General features: G+C 72.9%; 4 protein-coding genes and 1 pseudogene. 3 read left to right on the top strand and 2 right to left on the bottom strand.

Features of this window, described 5'->3' with window-relative positions:
* Positions 1 to 446 precede the first annotated feature (446 nt).
* Positions 447 to 1,439: a multicopper oxidase domain-containing protein gene (locus ABD317_RS30160; protein WP_344293939.1), complete on the bottom strand. Its 993-nt coding sequence runs from the start codon at positions 1,437 to 1,439 to the stop codon at positions 447 to 449.
* A gap of 285 nt (positions 1,440 to 1,724) precedes the next feature.
* Here ABD317_RS30160 and ABD317_RS30155 point away from each other — a divergent pair, with 285 nt between their 5' ends.
* From ABD317_RS30155 to ABD317_RS30145, 3 genes are all read left to right on the top strand, one after another.
* Positions 1,725 to 4,073 (top strand): ThuA domain-containing protein, encoded by a 2,349-nt coding sequence (locus ABD317_RS30155; protein ID WP_344293943.1) that lies wholly within the window; start codon positions 1,725 to 1,727, stop codon positions 4,071 to 4,073.
* Positions 4,070 to 5,998, top strand: coding sequence for an OmpL47-type beta-barrel domain-containing protein (locus ABD317_RS30150; protein ID WP_344293937.1), 1,929 nt, complete (start codon positions 4,070 to 4,072; stop codon positions 5,996 to 5,998). Before ABD317_RS30155 ends, ABD317_RS30150 begins: the two co-directional genes overlap by 4 nt.
* Before the next feature lie 205 nt (positions 5,999 to 6,203).
* Positions 6,204 to 7,124, top strand: coding sequence for an NADP-dependent oxidoreductase (locus ABD317_RS30145; protein ID WP_344293941.1), 921 nt, complete (start codon positions 6,204 to 6,206; stop codon positions 7,122 to 7,124).
* A 283-nt stretch (positions 7,125 to 7,407) separates the two neighbouring features.
* Here the strand turns inward: ABD317_RS30145 and ABD317_RS30140 are convergent.
* Positions 7,408 to 8,150 (bottom strand): annotated as a pseudogene (locus ABD317_RS30140) (hypothetical protein); the annotation flags it as partial.

The raw sequence follows: 8,150 nt of genomic DNA, 5'->3' as shown, positions 1-8,150 counted from the left end.
ACGACGACGGCCCGCGCCGCGGGCGCGGCGGCGGGCGGGAGCGTGCCGAGCAGGGCCGCGGCGACGGCGGTGGCGCCGAGCGTTCTGACGTACCTCATACGGATCCTCTCCCTCGCGGGCCGGGCCGGCCGGCGGGGGGTGCTCCCCGCGGCGGCCGCCGGCCGGCGCACGATGATGGCGGGAGCATCCGGCCCGTACGTGGCGCCGAGGCAATCCCGCGGCGAACAGCGGGACACGCCGCCGGAACGCGGGCCGCGACCGGCCTTCGACGTCGGCGGCCCGGGGGCACGCGGGCACGCGGGCACGCCGCCGTGCGGGACGTGGTCCGTGCGAGAGGCCGGCGACCCCACCCAGCGGGGTCGCCGGCCCGTCTCGTGCCGGGGGCGGCGGGCAGGCCGCCGCCCCCGGGGCCCAAGGTGCCGGCTGCACCGGCGCGCGGGGCGCGGTCAGTGGTTCCCGTGTGCCGGCGCGTCGCGGGTGGGCTTCATCGCCTCCGCGTTGTGCTCGCCGGCCACCGTGCCGTTCGGGTTCGTCACCACCAGCAGCCCCGCCATGCCCATGTCCGCGTGGCTCTGGACGTGGCAGTGGTACATCCACCGCCCCGAGCCGACCAGTTCGCCCGCGATGAACTGGAAGCCGAAGGAGTCGCCCGGCCCGCAGATCTTGTTGTCGATGATCGGCGTCGGGTCGTCCACGCCGGTCAGCATGCCCGTGCGGTTGTCCGCCCAGCGGTGCCCGTGCATGTGGAACGTGTGGTACAGCTCGCCGTGCGTGATCATGAGGACCTCGCAGCGGTCCCCGAGCGTGGCCGTGAAGTCCGGCCCGTGGCCGGTGAGGTTGTTGATGGTGCTGTCGTTGAAGACGATGACGAACTGCTTGTCGGGCAGCTTGTCGCCGCGCCGCCGGACGATCAGCCCGCCGTAGAGCCCGCGTCTGACGCCGCCGGTTCCGTGCGGGGTGCCGACCGCGTGGTCGTGGTAGTGCCAGTAGCCCGCGCTGCCCGGCTGTATGGTGCCGTCGCGGCGGGTGCCGGGGGTGTGCGAGTGCCAGACGTACTCGCGCGAACCGCCCGGCGGCACCGCGCTGTTCGTCATCGGCGTGCCGTCGTTGCCGATGTCGTAGTCGACGCCGTGGGGGTGCAGGCTGGCCTCGACGTCGAGGTTGTTGACCAGCTTGATGATCATGCTGTCGCCCTCGTACATCTCCAGCAGCGGACCGGGGATGGAGGGCCTGCCCGGTTCGAGTCCGTAGCCCAGCTGGCCGTCCGGCATGGCCTCGGCGTACATGGTGATGCGCTTGATCTCGCCCAGGGGTTGGGGTTGTGGTTTGTCGTTCGACGCGGTGACCGTCGCTCCCGTGGTGGACAGGGCGACCGGGGTCGCCAGTGCGGCCGCGGCCGCACCGCTCGTGAAGGACCTTCTGGAAACACTGCGCGGCATGGTGGCCCCCGCCTTCTCGCGCGTTTGTGACTCGTCCCTGACAGCCGCTCATGGTAAGGGCTTGTCGAGGCTTTGCCCATCCTCAGGACAAAGTTCGAACCGAATCCGGCTGTAGGCATTGGCAGTTCGCCGAAAGAGGTCTAACTTCCTACGGCGGCGCAGCTATCCCGCAGCATCCCGGGACGAGGTGGGAGGACCATGCGACGCAGGGGAAACGCCCTACGCTGGGCGGCCGGCGCATCGGCCGTGGCAATGACGGCAACGCTGCTGGCAGGAGCCGAGGCCATGGCGGGGCCGTCGAGCGGCGGACCGCTCGCGGCCGGCAAGCCGCCGGGCAAGGCGAACGCTTCGGTACTCGTGTTCCACCGGGTGGACGGCGATCAGCATGCCGTCACCCGGGCGGGCATCGAGGCCATTGAGGCCATCGGGACCCAGGGTCCGGAGACGTTCACGGTGACCGCCACCGACGAGGTGACGGCCTTCACCGACAAGAATCTGGCCAAGTACAACGCGGTCGTCTTCCTGTCACCGGGCAGCGACCGGCTCAACACCATTCAGGAACAGTCGTTCCAGCGCTACATCGAGGCCGGCGGCGGGTTCCTCGGGATCCACGACGCGGCCCGCGCCGAGCCCGAGTCCGACTGGTTCACCGGCCTGATCGGCAGCCGCCCCGCCGGCACCTCCGGCGGCGCGCAGGAGGCCGTCGTCGAGGTCGGCGACCGGCTCAACCCGGCCACCAGGGACCTGCCGCTCGAGTGGTCGCGCAGAGACGTGTGGACCAACTGGGAGACCAATCCCTCCGGCAGCGTCCACACCGTCGCCCGGGTCCGGGAGCGCACGTACGAGCCGGGCTCGACGGCCAACGGCTGGGACCACCCGATCTCCTGGTGCCGCGACTACGAGGGCGGCCGCTCCTTCTACACCGGCATGGGCGGCACCGCCGCCGGCTTCGCGGAGGAGAACTTCCGCGCGCACCTGCGCGGCGCCCTGCTGTGGACCACCCGCCAGGCGCGGGCCGACTGCCAGGCGAGCATCATCGCCAACTACGAGGCGACCCGGCTGACCCAGCCGAACCAGCCGAACCAGCTCGACCAGATCGGCGAGCCGCACGGCATCGACATCGCCGACGACGGCAAGGTCTACTACATCGGCCGCGGCGGCCGCTGGTCCGGCGCGCCCGTCGACGTCGACTGGGACAGCCCGGAGATCGGCAAGGGCCCCGGCACCGTCCACATGTGGGACCCGGAGACCGAGCAGGTGACCGCGGTCGGCACCCTCGACGTCTTCGGCAACAAGGGCGGCGGCGACGAGCTGGTCAAGGTCGAGGAGGGCCTGCTCGGCATCGCCCTCGACCCGGACTTCGCCGCCAACGGCCACGTGTACCTGCACTACACGCCGCACTCCGGCGTCGACCGCGACGCGCACATGGCCGAGCGGCGGGTCTCCCGGTTCACGATCGACCAGGCGACCCAGAAGCTCGACACCTCCTCCGAGCAGGTGCTGCTGTCCTGGCCCGTCCAGGTGCACAGCTGCTGCCACGCGGGCGGCGACATGGAGTGGGACTCGCAGGGCAACCTGTACATCGCCACCGGCGACACCAACTCCTCGCGGTTCAGCGACGGCTACTCCGGCAACAACCCGGAGCCGAACTTCGGCGGCGTGTCCTTCGCCGACGCGCGGCGCACCGCGGGCAACACCAACAACCTCAACGGCAAGATCCTGCGGATCCACCCCGAGCCCGACGGCACGTACACCATCCCCGAGGGCAACCTCTTCACCGGCGACGAGGGCAACGGCGACCAGGCCAGGCCCGAGATCTACGTGATGGGCGTACGCAACCCGTCCCGCATCGAGATCGACGAGCAGGACCGGCTCTACGCCGGCTGGGTCGGCCCGGACGCCGGCCAGCCCAGCACCACCTGGGGCCCGGCCAAGTACGACACGTTCGCCGTCATCACCAGCGCGGGCAACCAGGGCTGGCCGTACTGCATGGGCAACAAGCAGCCGTACCGCGACCGCAACCTGCCCGACCCGTCGCAGCCGCTCGACTGGTACGACTGCGACAACCTCAAGAACACCTCGCCCAACAACGACGGCCTGACGGACATCCCGCCGGCCCGGGCCAACAACATCTGGTACTCGCCCCAGGGCGGCGGCCCCGACTACCCGCGCAACGCGGACGGGGTGCCCAGCTACGACATCGACGAGGCGCAGTACCGGCTGCCCTGGCTCAAGGGCGGCGGCCAGGCGGCCATGACCGGCCCCGTCTACCGCTACGACGCCTCCTCCGGCAGCGACGTCAAGTGGCCGGAGTACTGGGACGGCAAGTGGTTCGTCGGCGACTTCTACGACCAGGACCAGCCGCGGCACGCCGTGGTCATGGACCCGGCCAACGCCGGCGACGGCGGACTGCCGGTGCACGCCGAGTCGCTCGACGACATCATCCCGGTGGGCAACGGCGGCATCCGCAACCTGATGGACTGGAAGTTCGGCCCGGACGGCGCGCTCTACGTGCTCGACTACGGCCGCGGCTTCTTCAACGCCGACTCGGCGTCCGCCCTGTGGCGGGTGACGTACAAGGGCGGGCCGGCGACGCCGCTGCCCGAGAACCTGATCGCGAAGGGGAGTCGATGAGATCCCAAGCTCTGACCGCAGCAGGACTGCGGCGGGCGCTGATCACCGTGGTGGCGGTGTGCCTGGCGCTGCTCGCGCCGGGCGGCCTGCCCGCCGCCGACGCGGCGGCGCCCGAGGAACCCACGGCGGCGCAGACGCTGACCTGGACCGCGGGCGACAGCATGACGGAGTACACGTCCGCACCCACGACGGCGGTGGCCGGGGAGACGACCATCGTCTTCGAGAACAGCGCCGCCACCGGCAACACCACCGGCATGGTGCACACCCTGACCTTCGACACCTCCACCGCGGGGTACAACCACGACGTCAGCCTCAACCTGCAGGCCTCGCCGAACGACCAGAACGGCGGCAGGTGGCAGGCCACGGTCGACCTGAAGCCGGGCACGTACCGCTACTACTGCGCCATCCCCGGCCACCTGGCGATGGCAGGCGAGCTGGTCGTCACCGAGGGCGGCGAGGACACCACGGCGCCCGAGGCCGCGGCCGAGGTCACCGGCGAACAGGACGCGAACGGCGCGTACCTGGGCAGCGCGACGGTCGAGCTGTCCGCCACCGACGACATGTCGGGGGTCGACCGCGTCGACCACGCCCTGGACGGGGCCACGGACTGGACCGCGTACGAGGCGCCCATCGTGGTCAACACCCCGGGCGAGCACACCGTCAGATACCGCGCCACCGACAAGGCGGGCAACACCAGCGAGGAGCAGTCGGTGACCTTCACGGTCGTCGAGGCCGAGGACACGTCGCCGCCGACGGTCACCGCCTCCCTCGGCGGTGAGCAGAACGACGACGGCGCGTACCTGGACGTGGCCACGGTCACGCTGGAGGCGGCCGACACCGGCGGCTCCGGCCTGGACAAGATCGAGTACGCGGTGGGCGACGGCGCCTTCCGGACGTACACCGAGCCGGTGCACGTCCACACCATCGGCGAGCACACGGTCACCTACCGGGCCACCGACAAGGCGGGCAACTCCTCCGAGGCCCAGACGGTCAGCTTCACGGTGGTGGAGAAGTACCCCAACCCCGACCCCGTCTGCCCGGAGCTGGACTCCCGTCCGATCGTCTACATCGGCGCGTACGACACCCACGTGCCCAACCGCGTCACCAGGAGCGGCTGCACGATCAACGAGGTGATCGAGGACGAGAAGGCGTGGCAGAAGCACCGCGACTTCATGCGCCACATCCGGGACATCACCGACGAGCTGTACCTGGACGCCGTCATCAACGGCGAGGAGCGCGAGGCGATCCGCGACACGGCGAAGGCCTCCGGGATCGGCAAGCCGGGCCACAACGACGGCTACACGTCGCTCTTCACCGGCACCGAGAACTCCTTCTCCAAGTGGGAGCACGTCGGCGGCGGCAGCTTCCACCTCAACGGCGACGGCTCGATGACCAGCGGGACGACCGTCGGCGGTCTTGGCATGCTCTGGTACCCGCACGAGCAGTACGGCGACTTCTCGCTCAAGCTGCAGTGGCGCGACGACGCGCCGGGCGACGGGCGCGCCAACTCCGGCGTCTTCGTCCGCTTCCCGGACGTGCGCGACCACCCGGACGAGCCGCGGCCGGAGTGGGCGGCCATCAAGTACGGCCACGAGGTGCAGGTCTTCGACTCGGAGGCCGGCGACCAGTACAAGACGGGCTCGGTCTACGGCTTCGACCTGGTGAACCACGGCGCGGCCGGGGTGACGCCGAAGGGCACGTGGAACGACTACGAGATCCGGGTGGTGGACCAGCACTACGAGGTCTACCGCAACGGCGTGCTCATCAACGAGTTCGAGAACGCCCCGGGCCAGCTGTTCTCGCCGCCGCGCGGGGACGACCCGGGCACCGACGGCCGCCAGCACGCGCAGGGCTACATCGGCCTGCAGGTGCACGGCACCACGGACGTGGTCTCGTACCGCGACATCCGGATCAAGCCGCTGTGATGACGGTCGGCTGACCGGAGGCTCAGGACCCGGTGGGGGGCGGTGGCACACACCGCCCCCCACCGGCGTGCCGGGGTGTTCCAACCGGAGCCGGGGTCGAAACGCCTGTTCGCCACGGGATCGAATCCCGCGCCGGCATGCGTTCTCGGTGAGATAGTCGGTCGCATTCGGTGTCCCCGGTCCCGAAGGAAGGTGATGGCCCGTGGTGTTCGCCATGGGATTCTCCGCATACGGAGGCCCCGAGGTGCTGCGCCGCCTCGACGTCGACGTGCCGGAGCCCGCCGCCGGCGAGGTGCGCATCCGCGTCCGCTGCGCGGGCGTCAACCCGCTCGACTGGAAGCTGCGCAGCGGGCGGATGGCGGCCTTCCGGCCGCTGACCTTCCCGCACGTCCTCGGGAACGAGGCCGCCGGCGTGGTCGAGGCCGCCGGCCCCGACGCCGGCCCGTGGCGGGTGGGCGACGAGGTGCTCGGGCCGGTGACCGCGGGGTACGCGGTGCGCACGCTGGCGCGCGCGGACCGGCTGGTCGCGAAGCCGCCGGGGCTGCCGTGGGAGCTGGCCGGCGGGCTGCCGATGGCGGCGGAGACCGCGCACCGCACGCTGGCGGCGCTGCGCGTGGCCAAGGACGACACGCTGCTCGTGCACGGCGCCGCGGGTGGGGTCGGCAGCCTGGCCGTGCAGTTCGCCGTCTCGGCAGGCGTGCGGGTGATCGGCACCGCGAGCCCGGCCAACCACGACTATCTGCGCTCGCTGGGCGCGGAGCCGGTCGCCTACGGAGAGGGCGTCGACGTACGGGTACGGGAGCTGACGCCGGGCGTGGACGCGGTGCTGGACGCCGCCGGGCGGGGCGTGCTGCCGGAGTCGGTGGAGCTGGCCGGCGGCCCGGAGCGGGTGCTCACCATCGCGGACGCGGCGGGGGCGCGGGCTCTGGGCGTACGGTTCTCCGGCGCCGCGGACGGCGAGGACCAGCATGTGGCGGGCATCGAGCGGGCGCTGGCGCTGTACCGCGACGGGCGGCTGCACCTGCCGGTGTGGCGGGCGCTGCCGCTGGCGGAGGCGGCGGACGCGCACCGCGCGAGCGAGGAGGGACACCTGCGCGGCAAGATCGTGCTGGTGGCGGACGACTGAGCGGGTGCGGCTCCGCCGCGGGGCGGCCGGAGGGGGGGCCGGGGCAGGTCGGATCGGGGGCCGGGTGAGCGGGCGGGGCCGAGGGCCTGCGCCGGGGCGGCGGCGTGTGGTGTCGCTTGGCGGCTGGGCGGGAGTCGACAGGGCGGGGTCAGCGGGCGGGGCGAAGGCTGTGGCCGGGTGTGGTGCGCGATGCGGCTTCCCGGCCGCGGGGCTGGGTGGGGTCGAAGGTCGTGGCCGGGCGTCCGGCGCGGCTTGCCGCTGGGGTGGGAGCCGAGAGGGCCGGTCAGCGGGCGAGGCCGAAGGCTCTCGTCGGGCGTGGCGCCCGGCGCGGCTTCGCCGCGCGGGCGGCGGGCAACGGGTGGGGGGCGAGGGCCGGGGGCAGATCCGCGGCCGGGGTCGTCCGCGCGGGGGCCGCGGGCGGGAGCAGACCTGAGGCCGGGGCCGTCGCCCGGGTCGTCAGCGCGGGGGCTTCGGGCGCGAGTGCGGCCGGGGGCGGGAGGGGATCCGTGGTCGGGGCTACTGCCGGGGTTGCTCGTGCGGGGGGCGTGGGCGGGAGCAGACCTGGGGCCGCGGGCGTCGCCGCCGGGGTGGTTCGTGCGGGGGGTGCTGCCGGCGGTGGCGTGGGGTGCGGGGACGGGTCCGGTTGGGAGAGCAGGACGACGCCGCGGGTGGCCAGGGCTGCGGCGGCCAGCGCCACCGCCGCGCCCGGCACCCCGCCGCTCAGCTGTTCGCCGAGCAGCGTGAGCCCCACCGCCGCGGACACCGCCGGGTTGACCAGCGTCGCCGTCGCCAGCGGGGCGCCGAGGCCGCCGCGGTAGGCGGCCTGCGAGAGCATCAGCCCGGCCGGGGCGAGCGCCGCCACCGCCAGCCCCGTCAGCACCGTGAAGGCGTCGAGGCCGGGCCGTACCGCGACCGTCTGGGTGAGCACCGACCCGGCGCCGAAGGCTTTCCCCGCCGCCGTGGCGTACGTGGCGCCGGCCGCTCGCGGGCCGGCGGCGGGGGCCGCCGCGCCGCCCGGGACCAGCG

It is taken from the genome of Streptomyces synnematoformans (assembly GCF_039531005.1).
GTDB lineage: Bacteria > Actinomycetota > Actinomycetes > Streptomycetales > Streptomycetaceae > Streptomyces > Streptomyces synnematoformans.
Note: the sequence above shows the minus strand (reverse complement) of the source record. Positions and strands in the feature narration are given on the sequence as shown.

Coding starts and splice junctions, on each gene's coding strand:
- ABD317_RS30160 (WP_344293939.1), bottom strand. CDS start 1,439: ATGCCGCGCAGTGTTTCCAGAAGGTCCTTCACGAGCGGTGCGGCCGCG.
- ABD317_RS30155 (WP_344293943.1), top strand. CDS start 1,725: ATGGCGGGGCCGTCGAGCGGCGGACCGCTCGCGGCCGGCAAGCCGCCG.
- ABD317_RS30150 (WP_344293937.1), top strand. CDS start 4,070: ATGAGATCCCAAGCTCTGACCGCAGCAGGACTGCGGCGGGCGCTGATC.